Source organism: Streptomyces griseus subsp. griseus, assembly GCF_003610995.1.
GTDB lineage: Bacteria > Actinomycetota > Actinomycetes > Streptomycetales > Streptomycetaceae > Streptomyces.
The window spans coordinates 5,710,162-5,726,206 of the sequence record NZ_CP032543.1; the positions used below are offsets into that span (position 1 = coordinate 5,710,162).

The 16,045-nt window shown below is 73.5% G+C and carries 11 protein-coding genes; 5 read left to right on the forward strand and 6 right to left on the reverse strand.

Annotation, left to right across the window (positions count from 1 at the left end):
• Positions 1-181: 181 nt before the first annotated feature.
• Positions 182-4,888 carry an Lhr family ATP-dependent helicase gene (locus D6270_RS25845; RefSeq protein WP_109163277.1) on the reverse strand — a complete coding sequence of 1,569 codons (4,707 nt, stop codon included), beginning with the start codon at positions 4,886-4,888 and terminating at the stop codon, positions 182-184.
• Positions 4,889-4,990: 102 nt separating this feature from the next.
• Between D6270_RS25845 and D6270_RS25850 the strand changes: the two genes are divergently transcribed.
• The 3 genes from D6270_RS25850 (at position 4,991) to D6270_RS25860 (ending at position 7,063) form a co-directional block, all read left to right on the forward strand.
• Positions 4,991-5,848, forward strand: coding sequence for an AraC family transcriptional regulator (locus tag D6270_RS25850; protein ID WP_109163276.1), 858 nt, complete (start codon positions 4,991-4,993; stop codon positions 5,846-5,848).
• A gap of 112 nt (positions 5,849-5,960) precedes the next feature.
• Complete coding sequence (locus D6270_RS25855; RefSeq protein ID WP_109163275.1) at positions 5,961-6,761, forward strand: AzlC family ABC transporter permease; 801 nt, start codon at positions 5,961-5,963, stop codon at positions 6,759-6,761.
• Entirely contained in the window at positions 6,758-7,063 is a 306-nt protein-coding gene (locus D6270_RS25860; RefSeq protein WP_109163274.1) for an AzlD domain-containing protein, read from the forward strand. Before D6270_RS25855 ends, D6270_RS25860 begins: the two co-directional genes overlap by 4 nt.
• 11 nt (positions 7,064-7,074) lie before the next feature.
• Here the strand turns inward: D6270_RS25860 and D6270_RS25865 are convergent, their stop codons facing one another.
• Positions 7,075-7,989: a hypothetical protein gene (locus D6270_RS25865; protein ID WP_109163273.1), complete on the reverse strand. Its 915-nt coding sequence runs from the start codon at positions 7,987-7,989 to the stop codon at positions 7,075-7,077.
• Between the two features lie 79 nt (positions 7,990-8,068).
• On the opposite strand from D6270_RS25865, the gene D6270_RS25870 reads away from it, so the two are divergent.
• A complete protein-coding gene (locus D6270_RS25870) occupies positions 8,069-8,263 on the forward strand; it encodes a DUF3046 domain-containing protein (RefSeq protein WP_109163272.1) in 195 nt (64 codons plus the stop codon).
• Positions 8,264-8,416: 153 nt separating this feature from the next.
• Positions 8,417-9,553: an AI-2E family transporter gene (locus tag D6270_RS25875; RefSeq protein WP_109163271.1), complete on the forward strand. Its 1,137-nt coding sequence runs from the start codon at positions 8,417-8,419 to the stop codon at positions 9,551-9,553.
• 1 nt (position 9,554) lies between these two features.
• On the opposite strand, the gene D6270_RS33700 is transcribed toward D6270_RS25875, so the two are convergent.
• The 4 genes from D6270_RS33700 to D6270_RS25895 all read right to left on the reverse strand — a co-directional run bounded on the left by D6270_RS33700 (position 9,555) and on the right by D6270_RS25895 (position 15,634).
• The gene (locus tag D6270_RS33700) at positions 9,555-9,689 is read right to left on the reverse strand and encodes a hypothetical protein (RefSeq protein WP_264081533.1); all 135 of its coding nucleotides are present in this window, start codon (positions 9,687-9,689) and stop codon (positions 9,555-9,557) included.
• 37 nt (positions 9,690-9,726) lie between these two features.
• The gene (locus D6270_RS25885) at positions 9,727-10,716 is read right to left on the reverse strand and encodes an SDR family oxidoreductase (RefSeq protein ID WP_109163270.1); all 990 of its coding nucleotides are present in this window, start codon (positions 10,714-10,716) and stop codon (positions 9,727-9,729) included.
• 78 nt (positions 10,717-10,794) lie between these two features.
• On the reverse strand, positions 10,795-13,656 hold the full coding sequence (locus D6270_RS25890) for an ATP-binding protein (protein ID WP_109163269.1): 2,862 nt from the start codon (positions 13,654-13,656) through the stop codon (positions 10,795-10,797).
• Positions 13,657-14,044: 388 nt separating this feature from the next.
• Entirely contained in the window at positions 14,045-15,634 is a 1,590-nt protein-coding gene (locus D6270_RS25895) for a S8 family peptidase (protein ID WP_109163268.1), read from the reverse strand.
• Positions 15,635-16,045 lie beyond the last annotated feature (411 nt).

A 16,045-nucleotide genomic window follows, 5' to 3' on the forward strand; every position in this document is an offset into this window, starting at 1 on the left:
GGGCGGGGGCGGCGGGCGGTGAGGCAGCATGGCGGTGCGCGGCTGAGCGGGGAGCGTGCGGGCGGCGGCAGGCCGGGCGTGGGCGGTGGGGCTTGGTGGCCGGCCGGGCGCGGGCGGACCGCGCGCCGGGGCTGCTCGATGCCGCCACGCGGTCCGCTGCCACGGCCCGTGCTCGCCCGGTTCAGGCTCTCAGGCGTAGGCCCCTCGGGGTGGCGAGGAAGCCGGCCGCCTCCAGGGTCCGGCCCAGCGGTGAGGTGAGGGCGGAGACGCCGTTCGTCCGCTCCACCGTCACCGTGCCGAGCGCACCGGCGCGGGCGGACGCTGCCAGGGCCTCGGCCGCCGCCAGCAGCGCGGGGGAGTCGGGGTCGGAGGGCCAGGCGAGCAGGGACTTGCCGCCGCGCTCCATGTAGAGCGTCAGCTCGCCGTCGACGAGGACCACCAGCGCCCCCGCCTTGCGGCCCGGCTTGTGGCCCGCGCCGTCCGGGGACTCCGGCCACGGCAGGGCGGCGCCGTATGCGTTGGCGGGGTCGGCGGCGGCGAGCACCAGGGCCTGGGGTGCGGTGTCCGGGTCCCGGCGGTCGCGGGCCGTGGCGGCGGCGCGCAGCCGGTCCACCGCCCCGTCCATCGCGAACTGGGCGGCCCCCAGCCCCTCCACCACATAGCCCCGCCGGGCCTGCCCGCTGTCCTCGAAGGCGGCCAGGATGCGGTACGTCGCCGAGAAGCCGCCTTCCACCCCTTCGGCCTGCACCGCGCCGCGGGTCACCACGCCGTGCCGGTCGAGGAGGGTGCGGGCCAGGGCGTGGGCGCGGTGGGTCGGCTCCGGCTCACGCGGGGGCAGCAGGGACCAGCGGCCCGAGACCGTCGGGGGGCCGGTGCGGGAGGCGGGCCGGGCGGCCGCGGTGAGGGATCCGTACCGACCGCGGGGCACGTTGCGCCGGGCCCGATGGGCGGTGGAGCCCGCCGTCCGGCCCGAGCCGAGGAGCGAGCGGAGCGGAGCGAGGGTGTCGTTGGTGAGCCTACCCGACCAGGCCAGCTCCCAGAGGGCGTCGGCGAGCTGCTGGTCCGAGCAGTCCGGGTGGGTGGTGGCCCTGACCTGGTCGGCGATCTGCCGGAAGAAGAGGCCGTATCCGCCGGAGAGGACGGAGAGCAGGGACTCGTGGAGCGCCGACAGCTCCAGCGGGTGCGGGGCGGGCAGGAGCAGGGGCGCACTGTCGGCGGGGTAGAGGGAGAGCCAGCCGTCCTTACCCGGCAGCGCTCCCGCTCCGGCCCAGACGACCTCGCCCGTCGTCGTGAGCTCGTCCAGCATCGCGGGGGTGTACCCCATGACCCGGCTCGGCAGGATCAGCTTCTCCAGGGCCGAGGCGGGGACGGGCGCCCCCTGGAGCTGTTCGACGGCGCGGGCCAGCCCGTCGATGCCCCGCAGGCGGTGGGAGCCGAAGTGCTGCCACTGGGGGAGGAAGGAGGCGAGTGCGGCGGGCTCCACCGGCTCCAGCTCCTGGCGGAGCGCGGCCAGCGAACGGCGCCGCAGCCTGCGCAGCACTGCGGCGTCGCACCACTCCTGGCCGATGCCCGCCGGGTGGAACTCGCCCTGAACGGTCCGGCCGGAGGCGGCGAGCCGTTGCAGCGCGCCGTCCGTGACGGCGGTGCCGAGGCCGAACCGCTCGGCGGCCCGGGCGGCGGTGAACGGGCCATGCGTCCGGGCGAATCGGGCCAGGAGGTCGCCCAGGGGGTCCTTCACCGGCTCGGTGAACGCCTCGGGAACTCCGACCGGGAGCGCCGTGCCCAGCGCGTCCCGCAGCCTCCCCGCGTCCTCGATCGCCGCCCAGTGGTCCGCCCCGGCGATCCGGACCTGGATGGCCCGGCGGGTCGTGGCCAGCTCCGGAGCCCAGGAGGGCTCGGCGCCCCGCTCGGCCAGCTCCGCGTCGGTGAGGGGGCCGAGCACGCGCACCAGGTCCGCGACCCCTTCGAGGTCCTTGATCCGGCGGTCCTCGGTGAGCCACTGGAGCTCCCGCTCCAACTCGCTGAGGACCTCCGGGTCCAGCAGCTCCCGCAGCTCCGCCTGGCCCAGCAGCTCGGCCAGGAGATGGGAGTCGAGGGAGAGTGCGGCGGCCCGCCGCTCGGCCAGGGGTGAGTCGCCCTCGTACAGGAACTGGGCGACGTAACCGAAGAGGAGGGAGCGGGCGAACGGGGAGGGCTCCTGGGTGGTGACCTCGACGAGCCGGATCCGGCGCGCCTCCAGGTCACCCATCAGCTCGGTGAGCCCGGGGACGTCGAACACGTCCTGGAGGCATTCGCGGACGGCTTCCAGGACGATGGGGAACGAACCGAACTCGGACGCCACCTGGAGCAGCTGGGAGGCGCGCTGGCGCTGCTGCCAGAGCGGGGTGCGCTTGCCCGGGGAGCGCCGGGGAAGCAGCAGGGCGCGGGCGGCGCACTCCCGGAACCGGGCGGCGAACAGGGCCGAGCCACCCACCTGGTCGGTGACGATCTGCTGCACCTCGCCCTGGTCGAAGACGACGTCGGCGGCACCGACCGGGGGCTGCTCGCTGTCGTACGAGAAGGCGGGCGGGGTCGCTTCCTCGCTCCCCGCGTCCGTGGCCGCGGGCGGGACGTCGAAGTCGAGGAGATCCAGGCCCATCATGTCCGCGTCGGGCAGCCGCAGCACGATCCCGTCGTCGGCGTGCATGACCTGGGCGTCCATCCCGTACCGCTCACCGAGGCGGGCGGAGAGGGCGAGCGCCCAGGGGGCGTGCACCTGGGCGCCGAAGGGGGAGTGCACGACGACCCGCCAGTCGCCCAGCTCGTCCCGGAACCGCTCCACCAGGATCGTCCGGTCGTCCGGGACATGGCCGCAGGCCCGGCGCTGCTCGTCCAGATAGGCCAGGATGTTGTCCGCCGCCCAGGCGTCCAGCCCGGCGGCGAGCAGCCGGAGCCGGGCGTCCTCCTCGGAGAGCCCGCCGATCTCGCGGAGGAACGCCCCCAGGGCACGGCCCAGCTCCAGCGGGCGGCCCAGCTGGTCGCCCTTCCAGAACGGCAGCCGTCCCGGAACGCCCGGGGCGGGGGAGACGAGCACCCGGTCGCGGGTGATGTCCTCGATCCGCCAGGACGTGGTGCCCAGCGTGAAGACATCGCCGACGCGGGACTCGTAGACCATCTCCTCGTCCAGCTCGCCGACCCGGCCGCCGCCCTTCTTCGGGTCGGCGCCCGCCAGGAAGACCCCGAAGAGGCCGCGGTCCGGGATCGTGCCGCCCGAGGTGACGGCGAGCCGCTGCGCTCCCGGGCGGCCCGTGACCGTACCGCCGACCCGGTCCCAGACGACCCGGGGGCGCAGCTCCGCGAAGGCGTCGGACGGGTAGCGTCCGGCGAGCATGTCGAGGACGGCCGTGAACGCCGACTCGGGGAGCGAGGCGAACGGGGCGGCCCGGCGGACCAGGGCCAGCAGGTCGTCGGCCTGCCAGCTGTCCAGCGCCACCATGGCGACCAGCTGCTGTGCCAGCACGTCCAGCGGGTTGGACGGGATGCGCAGCGCCTCGATGGCCCCTTCGCGCATCCGCTCGGTGACGACGGCGGCCTGCACCAGGTCGCCGCGGTACTTCGGGAAGACCACGCCGGTGGAGACCGCGCCCACCTGGTGCCCGGCCCGGCCCACCCGCTGGAGGCCGGAGGCGACGGAGGGCGGGGACTCGACCTGGACCACCAGGTCGACCGCGCCCATGTCGATCCCCAGCTCCAGGCTGGAGGTGGCCACCACGGCGGGCAGCCGCCCCGCCTTGAGGTCCTCCTCCACCTGGGCCCGCTGCTCCTTGGAGACCGAGCCGTGGTGGGCGCGGGCCAGCAGGGCGGGGGCGCCCCGGGCCGCGCCGGACTGGGCCATGACCTCGGCGGGGGCGTGCGCCTCCGGCAGGGCGGCGACCTCCGGCAGGTCGGGGACGGGGTTGTCCGGGTCGAAGGCGGTGCCGGTGGCCCGCTCGTACGCGATCTCGTTCAGCCGGTTGCACAGGCGCTCCGCCAGTCGGCGGGAGTTGGCGAAGACGATGGTGGAGCGGTGTGACTGGACGAGGTCGGCGATGCGCTCCTCGACGTGCGGCCAGATCGAGGGCTTCTCCGCCTGAGCGGCGTCCCCGTCGATGGCGGGCGAACCGCCCAGCTCGCCCAGATCCTCGACCGGGACGATCACCGAGAGGTCGAACTCCTTGGCGGACGGCGGCTGGACGATCTCCGCGTTGCGCTGCGGCGACAGGAACCGGGCGACCTCGTCGACCGGCCGGACCGTCGCGGAGAGCCCGATCCGGCGGGCGGGCCGGGGCAGCAGCTCGTCCAGGCGCTCCAGGGAGAGCGCGAGATGGGCGCCGCGCTTCGTACCGGCGACCGCGTGCACCTCGTCGAGGATCACCGTCTCGACGCCCGCCAGCGCGTCCCGGGCGGAGGACGTCAGCATCAGGAACAGCGACTCGGGCGTGGTGATCAGGATGTCCGGCGGCCGGGTCACCATGGAGCGCCGCTCGGCGGGCGGGGTGTCCCCGGACCGGATGCCGACCCGCACCTCCGGCTCCGGCAGGCCGAGCCGCACCGACTCCTGGCGGATACCGGTCAGTGGGGAGCGCAGATTCCGCTCCACGTCGACCGCGAGCGCCTTGAGCGGGGACACGTACAGCACACGGCAGCGCTTCTTCGCCTCGGCGGGCGGCGGACCGGCGGCCAGCGCGTCCAGCGAGGCCAGGAACGCCGCCAGCGTCTTGCCGGAACCGGTCGGCGCCACCACCAGCACATCACTGCCCTCGCCGATGGCCCGCCAGGCACCCTCCTGCGCGGCGGTGGGCGCGCTGAAGGCACCGGCGAACCAGCTGCGGGTCGCGGGCGAGAAGGCGTCGAGAGCTGAGCCGGTCATGTCCCCCATCGTGCACCCCGCCACTGACAACGGGCCCGCGACACCGCCCGCGGCCACCCCCTCACCCTGCGGCACACCGCCGGGAACTGCGAGAATGTGGCCATGGCGGGAGCGGATCGGACGAAGGAGTGGGCGCGGCACTGGACGTACGCGGAGCTGCCCGACCTCGACCTCCTGCGCGCCCGGTACGTCCGCCACACCTTCCCCCGGCACAGCCACGAGGGGTACGTCCTCGGCGCGGTCACCGGAGGCGTGGAGGACGTGGGGCTGCCGGGCGGCATGGTGCACGCGATCCCCGGCACCGTCGTGATGATCAACCCGGAGGTGCCGCACACCGCCCGCCCCGGGCAGCCCGAGGGGTGGGCGTACGACACGCTCTACCCCTCCGCCCAGGTGATCAACGGCATCGCGGCCGAGGTGACGCCCCTGCGCGGCACGGTGGGGTTCGGTGAGACGCGGGTGACCGACCCGTACGCCGCACGGCTGATCACCCAGGTGCACCGGGCCGCCGAGGAGGGCAACGCGCTGGCCGCCGACAGCATGCTGCGGGTCCTGGTCGTCCGCCTGCTCACCCGGCACGGCAGCTCGCTGCCCAGCGTGGCGCCCCGGGCCGGGGGCGCGCGGGACGCCGAACGCGCCCGCCGCCTGCTGGAGGGGCGGATGGACGCGCCGCCCACCCTGGAGACGCTCGCCGCCGAGCTGGGCACCAGCCCGTTCGCGCTGCTGCGGGCCTTCAAGAAGGAGTACGGGATGCCACCGCACACCTGGCTCACGGACGCCCGGGTGCGCAGGGCCCGCCGGCTCCTCGACGCGGGCATCGCCCCCTCCGAGGCCGCGGCCGCCGTCGGCTTCACCGACCAGCCGCACCTCAACCGGCACTTCACCCGGATCGTGGGGGTACCGCCCGGCGCGTACCAGCGCGAGCGCGGCGTGTACCGGCGCGGGCGGGATGCCTCCTAGGGGCACGCGACGTCCACCGGGGGCGACGCGCCTCGAAAGCGGCCCATAGGGACGACGTGAGCGTGCAAGAACGTACAAGACGGGTCCTCACCGTCCCCGTAACGTGCGGAGCGTGGCAGAACAGACAGCACCCCCAGAGAGCACCGGCATGACCGGTGCCATATCCGCCGGGCCGCCCGGCACCCCACCGCGCAAGCCGGACACGGCCGTCATCAGGGACGCGCTCGGCGTCGGCATAGCCGTCGGACTCTCCGGCTTCGCCTTCGGCGTCACCGCCACCGGCTCCGGGCTCAGCCTGCTCCAGATCTGCGCCCTGAGCCTCCTCGTCTTCACCGGCGCCTCGCAGTTCGCCCTGGTCGGCGCCCTGGCCGCGGGCGGCAACCCGTACACGGCGGCGGCCGGAGCCTTCTTCCTGGGCGTGCGCAACGCCTTCTACGGTCTGCGGCTCTCCCAGTTGCTCGCCCTTCCCCGCGCGGTGCGCCCCTTCGCCGCCCACTGGGTGATCGACGAGACGACCGCCGTCACCGTGGCCCAGCCCGACCGGCGTTCCGCGCGCCTCGGCTTCACGGTCACCGGGCTCACCCTGTACGTGCTGTGGAACCTCACCACCCTGATGGGTGCGATGGGCGCCGAGGCACTGGGCGACACCGAGGCCTGGGGCCTGGACGCGGCCAGCCCCGCCGTCTTCCTCGCGCTGCTCGCACCGATGCTCAGGAGCACCCCCGAACGCGTCACCGCCGGTCTAGCCGTGCTGCTGATCCTGACGCTGCTGCCCGTCCTGCCGCCCGGCGTGCCGGTCCTGCTGTCCGCGCTCGCGGCGCCTGTCGTCCTCTTCCTCATGGGGCGGCGCAAGCAGGGACCCGGCCCGGCGGTGCGGGGCGAGACCACGGAGAAGGGCGGACGGGACTCATGAACGTCTGGATAGCCATCGGACTGACCGCGGCGAGCTGCTACCTCGCCAAGTACGCGGGCCTGCTGGTCCCCGCCGGAGTGCTGGAGCGACCGCTCGTACGGCGGATGGCGGTCCTGCTGCCGGTGGCGCTGCTGGCGGCCCTCACCGCCCAGCAGACCTTCGGCGACGGGCAACAGCTCGTGCTCGACGCCCGGGCCGCCGGACTCGCCGCAGCGGCGCTCGCGCTGGTGCTGCGCGCGCCCTTCCTGGTGGTCGTCGGAGCGGCCGTGGTGGTCACGGCGGGCGTCCGCGCACTGGGCTGAGATGGCGGAGGTCAGCCCAGCGGGCGGCCGTAGGCCCGTAACGTCTCCAGGGCTCTGAGCGTGACCAGGGGGCGCGCCTCCAGGGCGGGTCCCGGGGCCCACTGCCGCCAGTTCACCGGCCAGCCGCCGTCCTCCTGCTGCTCGGCCGCCAGATGGTCCAGGGAGCGCTCCAGCTCCTCGTCGGTGAACCAGCGGCGGGCCAGGGAGCCGGGCGTACGGGCGTAGTCGTACGGAAAGTGGTGCTCACCCGGTGCGTAGCCCGGCGCCACCGGGTACTCCGCCCGCCGGGACGGATCCAGCACCGCGAGCCCTTGGTCGCGCACCAGCCGCCCGAGCCGGTCCGCCGCCCGCTCGGCGCGGGCCCGGTCCGGCACCCCGTCCAGGAAGGCGACCGCGGCCTCGACCTCGTAGGGGTGCGACTGCTTCAGGGCGTCGACGGCGCTCCAGCAGAAGTCCGTGGCCCGGAACAGCCAGGCGTGCCACACCTCGTTGCGGTGCAGCAGCCCGACGACCGGACCGGTCGCGAGCAGTTCGGCCGGAGGGTCGTCGACCACGGGGACGAACGGTGCGGCGGGATATCCGCGCTGGGAGGGGAGCAGCGAGGGCAGCGCGCCTTCTTTGGTCGACGCGTCGCTCAGATAGCGGCAGATCTGCTCCATACGAGGGCCCTCGCAGCGGCCGATCGAGTCGAGGACGACGAGCGCGTGTGCGGTGTGCAGCGGCTGGCTGACCGGACCGCGGAGGTCGGGCTCCAGTGCGTGGGCGTAACCGCCGTCCTCGTTCCGGTAGGCGGCGAGCGCCGTCTCCACGGGCTCCGGGCCGCCGTCGAGGAAGCGGTGGGCGAACCTCCGCTGTTCGAGGACGCGGGCGGTGAGCCAGACGAAGTGTTCGGCGCGGGCGAGGGAAGGTGCTCCGGTTCCAGCCATGGACCGACCGTAGAGGGGAAAGCAGCCCCGGCACATGCCTGCGGACCGGCTGCACTCTCAGGAGCGCGATACTGGTGGCATGCGGTTGACGATTTTCTGGGAGCGGATGGCGGACCACTTCGGTGGTGTGTACGCGGACTCCTTCGCCCGTGACCATGTGATGGCCGAACTCGGCGGCCGTACGGTGCACCAGGCGCTGGACGCGGGCTGGGAGGCCAAGGACGTCTGGCGCGCGGTCTGCACGTCGATGGGCGTGCCCGCGGAGAAGCGCTGACCTCAGCCGGTGATCCCGGCCGGGGGACCGGCTGTCGGTGGCGTAGGCGAGACTTGTCCCGTGTCATCGACAGACGAGACCGTTCCGGCCCAGCCCTCCGACGTCCCGCCCGCCGGGCCCCCCGCGCCACCGCCCGGCCCGGGGCCCGCTCGCATGCCGGGCTGGCTGCCGCGCGCGATGGTCCTGGCCCTGGCGCTCTACGCCTGCTTCCAGCTCGGCAGCTGGGCGTTCGACCAGGTCATCGGGTTGCTGACCAATGTGCTGATCGCGTTCTTCCTCGCGCTCGCCATCGAGCCCGCGGTGGGCCGGATGGCGGCCCGCGGCATGCGCCGGGGACTGGCCACCTTCATCGTCTTCATCGGTCTGATGATCTTCAGCGCCGGGTTCGTCGTCCTCCTGGGGTCGATGCTGGCCGGCCAGATCGTCGACATGGTCGACGACTTCCCCCAGTACATCGACTCGGTGATCAACTGGGTCAACCACACCTTCCACACCGAGCTCTCGCGGGTCCAGGTCCAGGACAGCCTGCTGCACTCCGACTGGCTGCAGAAGTACGTCCAGAACAGCGCCACAGGGGTCCTCGACGTCTCCACCACGGTCCTCGGCGGGCTGTTCCGGCTGCTGACGATCTTCCTGTTCTCCTTCTACTTCGCGGCCGACGGCCCCCGGCTGCGCCGCGCCCTCTGCTCCGTACTGCCACCGGCCCGGCAGACCGAGGTGCTGCGCGCCTGGGAGATCGCGGTCGACAAGACCGGCGGCTACATCTACTCACGCGGCCTGATGGCCCTGATCTCCGGCGTCGCGCACTACATCCTGCTGGTCGTGCTCGACGTCCCCTACGCTCCGGCGCTCGCGGTCTGGGTCGGTCTCGTCTCGCAGTTCATCCCCACCATCGGTACGTATCTGGCGGGCGCCCTGCCGATGCTGATCGCCTTCACGGTCGACCCCTGGTACGCGCTGTGGGTGCTCGGCTTCGTCGTCGTCTACCAGCAGTTCGAGAACTACGTCCTCCAGCCGAAGCTGACGGCGAGGACCGTCGACATCCACCCGGCGGTCGCGTTCGGTTCGGTGGTCGCGGGGACGGCCCTGCTGGGAGCCGTCGGTGCGCTGATCGCCATCCCCGCCGTCGCCACGCTCCAGGCGTTCCTGGGCGCGTATGTGAAGCGGTACGCCGTCACCGACGACCCCAGGGTGCACGGCGGCCCGCCACCGAGGCGCGGGGAGCCGGTCCTCTCCCGGATACGCCGGGCGCTCGGCGGTCCGGGCCGGACGGGCGGCGGACCGGCCTGAGTCAGAGGTACGAGGGCTGCGTCACCCGCTGCCGGAAGGTGTGCCGGCTCGAGGCCTGGGCGGCCACCAGCAGCGGGCAGAACGCGAGCAGGACGGGGACGAGCAGGGTGAGCGTCGCCTCCTCCGCGGCGTTCACCGGCGGCTGGAGAGCCGGGCCCGCGCTGTGATCAGGGTCAGCGGTAGCCCGTGACGTCGGCGGGCAGCCCCCGGTCCTGGACCTCGGTCAGATACCGCCAGGCGTCGGGCCGGCTGCCGTCCACGTCGGTGAAGCCGTACACCTGGGCGAGCTGTCCGCTGGAGAGCGACTCCCCGTTCCAGCGTGCCACCTCCGGGTCGCGGGCGAGGGCGGCCACGGCCCGGCCCACGTAGGCGGGGGACTCAGAGATCGCGAAGTGGGGCGCGTGCGCGAGCGCGTCGCGCCAGGTGGGCTCGGTGACGCCGTGTGCCTGGAGCATCGCCTCGGAGCGCAGCCAGCCGGGGGTGAGCGCCACGGCGGTCGCACCGTGCGGCGCCAGCTCATGGGCGAGCGCGAAGGCCATCCGGTTCACGGCGGCCTTCGCCAGGTCGTAGAAGAAGGAGACGCGATAGTTGGCCGCGTTGTAGTCGTTCGTCCCGTCGGTCATCTCGACGACCAGTCCGCCCGGGGTCTCGATCAGCAGCGGCAGCGCGAAGTGACTGGTGATGGCGTGCGTGTCGACCGCCAGCCGCAGGGTGTGCAGGCCGGTGTCGAGGGACGACTCCCAGACCGGCTTGTCCCACTCGATCTCGGCACCCCAGATGTCGTTCACCAGGATGTGCAGGGCACCCTGCTCGCTGGAGATACGGGCGACGAGGGCGCTGACCTGGTCGGGGACCAGATGGTCGACCTGAACGGCGATCCCGCGGCCGCCCGCCGCGTCGACCAGGGCCGCCGTCTCCTCGATCGTCTCGGGCCGGTCCATCTCGGAGCGCTGGGAGCCGCTCGTCCGCCCGGTGACGTAGACGGTCGCCCCGGTGGCGCCGAGCTGTACGGCGATCCCGCGCCCCGCCCCGCGGGTGCCTCCGGCGACGAGCGCCACCCGCCCGGCGAGATCGGAGCCCGTAACAGGTGAACTGCCCGGCGCGGACGGACTGTCGGGCTCGGGTGAACTGCCGGGCGTTTCCGGTGTCGAAGAGGGTTCCATATCGCCTTAATCTAGGGCGGTCCTTTCGCGTGCGCGGACCGTCACCGTCCGCGTCGGCGAACAGGGTCACGCGTTGTCTCAGAGCCCGAGTTGTGAGCCGATCTCGGTGCGCGACGACACCCCCAGCTTCCTCAGGGCACGCGCCACATGGTGTTCGACCGTCCGGTGCGACAGGACAAGCTCGCGCGCGATCTCACGGTTGGAGAGGCCGAGCGAGGCCAGCCGGGCCACCGCCCGCTCCCGGGGCGAGAGATGGTCGCCGTACCCCAGGGCGCCGGGCCTGCGGACGGTGACCTGACCGTGTTCCCGCAGCCCGCGCTGGCAGCGCAGCACATCCCATACGGCGTCGATGTCCTGGTAGGCCGCGATCGCCTCGTGCAGGACGGTGCGCCCGCCCGCCGCCCCGGAAGCCAGCAGCAGGAGCCCCCACGCCTCCCTGACGTACGCGGCCTCGTAGGGGCGCTCCAAGGCCGCCCAGGCGTCGGCGGCGGACGCGTACAGGGCGTCGGACCCGCCGGTCCCGGCCTGCGCGCCGGTCGTGGTCGTGAGGAGCGCCCGGCAGGTCAGCAGGGCGGCCCGGGCGGCCGGCGCGTCCCGGCGGGCGATGCCGTCGGCCAGCTCCCCGACCAGGCAGTGGGCCTCCCCGGCCCGGCCGTCCCGGATCAGCGCCTGGACGGCCGGCGGCGCGAGGGCCGTCGCCCACACCCACGCACCGGTACGGCGGACGTGGTGCAGCGCCCCCTCCGCCGCCTGGACGGCTTGCGCGGGACGGTCGGCGGCGAGATGGACCCGCACCACGGCGGCCGCGGCGGAGGTCAGCACGATGCCGGTGTCCAGCGCGGTCGTGCGGACGGCCCGCTCCAGGAGGCGCCGTGCCACAGCGGTCTGCCCCTTGGTGTGCAGATGCAGCATCCCGCAGACCAGGAGGGCCTCCGCGTGGAAGTCGGGCACGTCCCGGTACTGCTCCTCGGCGTGCTCGGCCCGCTCCAACAGCCCCGTCCACCGGCCGCGCGTGAAGGCGGTGAGCATGTCCGTGGTCTCGACGAACGCTTCGAGGTACGGGGCGTGGTTCGTCCGGACGGCCTGCCACGCCCGGCTCTGGAAGGCGCGGGCACGCTCCGGATGGCCGAGGGCGGTCGCTGCACCTGCCAGATTGGCGTGGACCCTCGCCGCCGCCTCGCCGGTGATGGAGTCGGGCAGATCGTCCACCGCGTCCCAGGCCGACGGGTCGCCCATCAGAGCCAGGGCGGTGGCACGGTTGGCCAGCACGGCCGAGCGCAGCTCCTCCTCGTCGACCCCGGGCAGCAGCCGCTCCGCCTCGGCCAGCAGCCGCCGGTGCTCGCCGACCGGCCACCCCTTCAGGGAGGGGATCGCGATGATCGCCAGAGCTCTTGCGGCCTGCCCCGTCGACACGGCGAGGAGATCGGGAACGGCACGCGCTATCTCCTCCAGCGCCTCAAGACCGGAACCCGACTGGTTGCGCAGCAACAGACCGAGGAGGAGCCGGATCTCGCCGCTCGGCCCGGGGCCCAGGGAGCTCCGGTCGAGTACCTGCCGCAGGGCGGCGGGCACCTGCGGGCCGGTGCGGGCGTTCAGCGCGACCCGCGCCAGCTTCAGGGCGATCCGGTCGCGGACGACGGCGGTGGGGCCGCCGCGCAGGGCGTCGAGATAGCGGTCCGTGGCCGTACCGGCGTCCCCGCCCCCGGCTGCCCGGTCCGCGGCCGCCTCCAGACACCGCACCGCCTGGGCGGGGCGCCCGGCCAGACGGTGGTGCTCGGCGATGCGTACGAGGGGGAGGGGGCTGGTACATCGGGCGAGGGCACGGGCCGCCCGCAGGTGCAGTACGGGCCGTTCCGGTTCGGCGACCGCCTCGTACGCGGCTCTGCGCGCCAGCTCGTAGGGGAAGGCGTAGGCACCGTCCGCCGCCCGTACGACACCTTCTTTCAGAGCCGCGGCGAGCGCACTACGAGTCTCCTGCTCGTCCAGCCCCGCGACCGCTCCCAGCAGATGTACGGGTGCGGGGTCGCCGAGAACCACTGCCGCGGCCACCACCCGCCGCGCGTCCGAAGGAAGATGACGCAGCCGCTCCACCACCAGACGGCGCACGGACGCAGGCAGAGGCACTTCCGGTTCCCCTGAAGTCCCGCCAGGGCACGCCGTGGCGTCGGGCCACTCCCGTAGCACCTCTTCGATCACGTACGGGAGACCGCCCGTCCACCGGTGCAGCCGCTCGGCGAACTCCTCCGACACGGCCTGCACGCCGAGCAGGCACGCGGCCATCGCGCCGGTCTCCGTCACCGGCAGCGGGGACAGGTGCCGTTCGGCCACCACCACATGGGCCGGTGGGCGCAGCGGGAAGGGGAGCTGGTCGATTCCCTCCGCATCGGTGTGGGGGACGGTCCCACTGCGCGCGGTGAGGGCGAGTCCCAGGTGGGGCGGCGGGTCGGCGATGAGCGTACGGAGGAAGGCGGCCGTGGACACGTCGGCCCACTGGAGGTCCTCCACAGCCAGAACCACCCTCCCCAGGGAAGCGGTCAACGCGCACAGGGCCCGGAGAACCTGGTGGTGCCGGGCGTGCGGATCGTCCGGAGGGGGTGGTGCGGGCGGCAGGAGGTGCGCGAGGTCGGGCAGCAGCCCGCGCAGTGCGCCGGTCAGCGGTGGCAGGTCTCCCGGACGAGGTCTGCAGAGCCTCAACGCGTCCATGAAGGGTGCGAACGGGATAGTGGCGTCCGGCTCCTGACATCGGGCGACGAGGACGAGGGAGTCCGACGACGCTGTCCGCGTGAGGAGTTCGCGGACCAGCCGGCTCTTTCCCACCCCCGCCTCGCCGGTGATCACCACGACGGCGGGGCGGCGTTCGAGCCTCGTACGCAGATCGTCCAGGAGCGTGGCGCGTCCGATGAGGAGTCCGGGGACGGAGGTCGGGGAGTCGGCGTTCACGGCTTCCTTCCGCTTCCTTCCGCACCCGTGGGCGGCATGGGCATGACGGACGGGCGGGTTCGGCCGGGCCGCCCGGCGGCCTCATGATGGCTCTTCGCGACGGTGGTGGAAAGGGGAGTGACGCCTGCGGCGCATGTGCGGGCGCCGCAGGCGTCCCCCGTCCGGCCGGTGAGCGCGCGGAGAGGCATCGCCGGCCGGTGTGCCGGGATCCACCAGGGTTCGGGACCGTGGACCACCGGCAGTTCGGTGGGGCGGGCGTGCCGGGAGCCGGTGAGCACTCCGGGGTGTGCCGGGAGCCGGTAAGGACTCCGGGGTGCTCCCGGCGTGAGTCCAGGACTCCGTGGTGCTCCCGCCGTCGGTCAGGCCCTCGGAGTGCTTCCGGCCTCGGTCAGAACTTCAGCGACCAGGAGTTCAGCGTGCCGGTGTCGTTGACCCAGTTGTCGCTCACCCGCAGCTTCCAGGTGCCGGAGGCCGGCTTGGCGGCGGCGTTCACGGTGAAGGTCCCGCGTACGTCGTCCGCGCTGTCGTTGGCGTTGTAGTCCTTGAGCCGGAAGGCACCGCCGTCGGGGGCGACGAGATCGACCCGCAGGTCACCGCGGAAGGTGTGCTGGATGTCGACCGTGACGGAGAGCGTCGCGGGCGCGTTGCCCGTGATGCCGCTGACGGTGATCGGGGACTCGACGGTCGAGTTGTCGCGGATCGGATGGGCGGTGGTGTTCTCGAAGGTCTTGCCGGTGGGCGGAGGCGTGGTGCCGTCGTTCGGGATGTACAGCAGGCGGTTGGGCGAGCCGGTCTTCGCGTCGGTGACCTTGTTCGGGGTGGCGTCGGCGATCAGCCGGTCGTGGACCTGCTTGGGCGTCCAGGACGGGTTGGCGGAGAGGATGAGGGCTGCCGCGCCGGCCACGTGCGGGGAGGCCATGGAGGTGCCGCCGTCGGAGCGGGAGCCGGTGTCGTTGAGGTGGGAGGCCGAGACGATGTCGGAGCCGGGGCCGAAGAGGTCCAGGCAGGTCCCGTGGTTGGAGGACTTGCCGCTCGGCCAGATCGACCGGGCGTCACGGCTGTCGGTGGCGCCGACGGTCACCGCGCTCGGCACGGCCGCCGGGGAGGTGTCGCAGGCGTTGGCCCCGTCGTTGCCCGCGGCGACGACGTAGGTGACGCCGGAGGCGATCGACTTGGCCAGCGCGTCGTCGACCGAGGACGTCCGCCCACCGCCGATGCTCATGTTGGCGACCGCCGGCTTGACCGCGTTCTTCGTCACCCAGTCGATGCCCGCCAGCACGGGGGCCCAGGTGGAGCCGGAGGAGCCCTGGCAGTTGAGGACCCGTACGCCCACGAGCTTCACGGCTTTGGCGACGCCGTACGTCGCGCCGCCGACCGTGCCCGCCACATGGGTGCCGTGCCCGTTGCAGTCCTGGGCGACGGAATCGTTGTCTATGAAGTCGTAGCCGCTGACCGCCCGGCCGCCGAACTCCTGGTGCGAGGTGCGTATCCCGGTGTCGAGGACGTAGGCCGTCACATTGGAGGCGGTGTTGGGGTACGTGAACTTCCGGTCGCCCGGCAGATCACGCTGGTCGATACGGTCCAGGCCCCAGGTCGGGTCGTTCTGGGTGCCCAGGGCGTACGCGACTCCGTCGGCCTCCACCCGGGCGACGGAGGGGTCGGCGGCCAGTCGCCGGGCCTGGCCCTCGTCGGCCTTCACGGAGAAGCCGCGCAGGGCGGCGGTGTAGGTGTGGCCGACCTTTCCGCCGTGCCGGCCGGCGAGGGATCTCGCCACCTTGTCCACATCCGCCCGCGCCACCGAGTCCTTGAACGTGACGATGTACGAGCCCGCCACCGCGCCCGCCCGGTCAGCGCCCAGGATGCGGCCTTCGGACGGCGGGGGCGTGGGTGCCGCCCCCGCCGTACCGGCGCCGACGATCAGTGCGCCGACGGCACACGCGGCAGCGGCTGCACGCCACACCGCAGCTTGAGACACCATGCGATTCCTCCTGAGGGGTTGGCCCGGACCGGCTCCGGTCCGGACTGGGCCCGCGCACGGCGAACACCGGGCACGGGCGAAGGAAGGGGCACGGCGGAGGCTCCGGACGATGGGCCGTCGACCTCGCACGGCGGATGCCGGTCTTGGGGGCCGGCAGATGCGCGAGGGGGCGGAGCCACCGCCGCCTCACGAAGAATCGATCCATGGGGGCAGGTCGAACAATGCGTAGGTGTACCCAACCGTTCCGACCGCCCGGACCTCACCGTTCCGACCGCCGGACCTCACCGTTCGGCCGTCCGGTCCTCGCCGTCCCGGCCGTCCGGACCCGGCGCGTGGCGGCAGCGATCACCGACGCCGGCCTGGAGCGGCGGGGCACATTCCGGCCTGCGGAGACCCGCGTGGTGCGCTTGA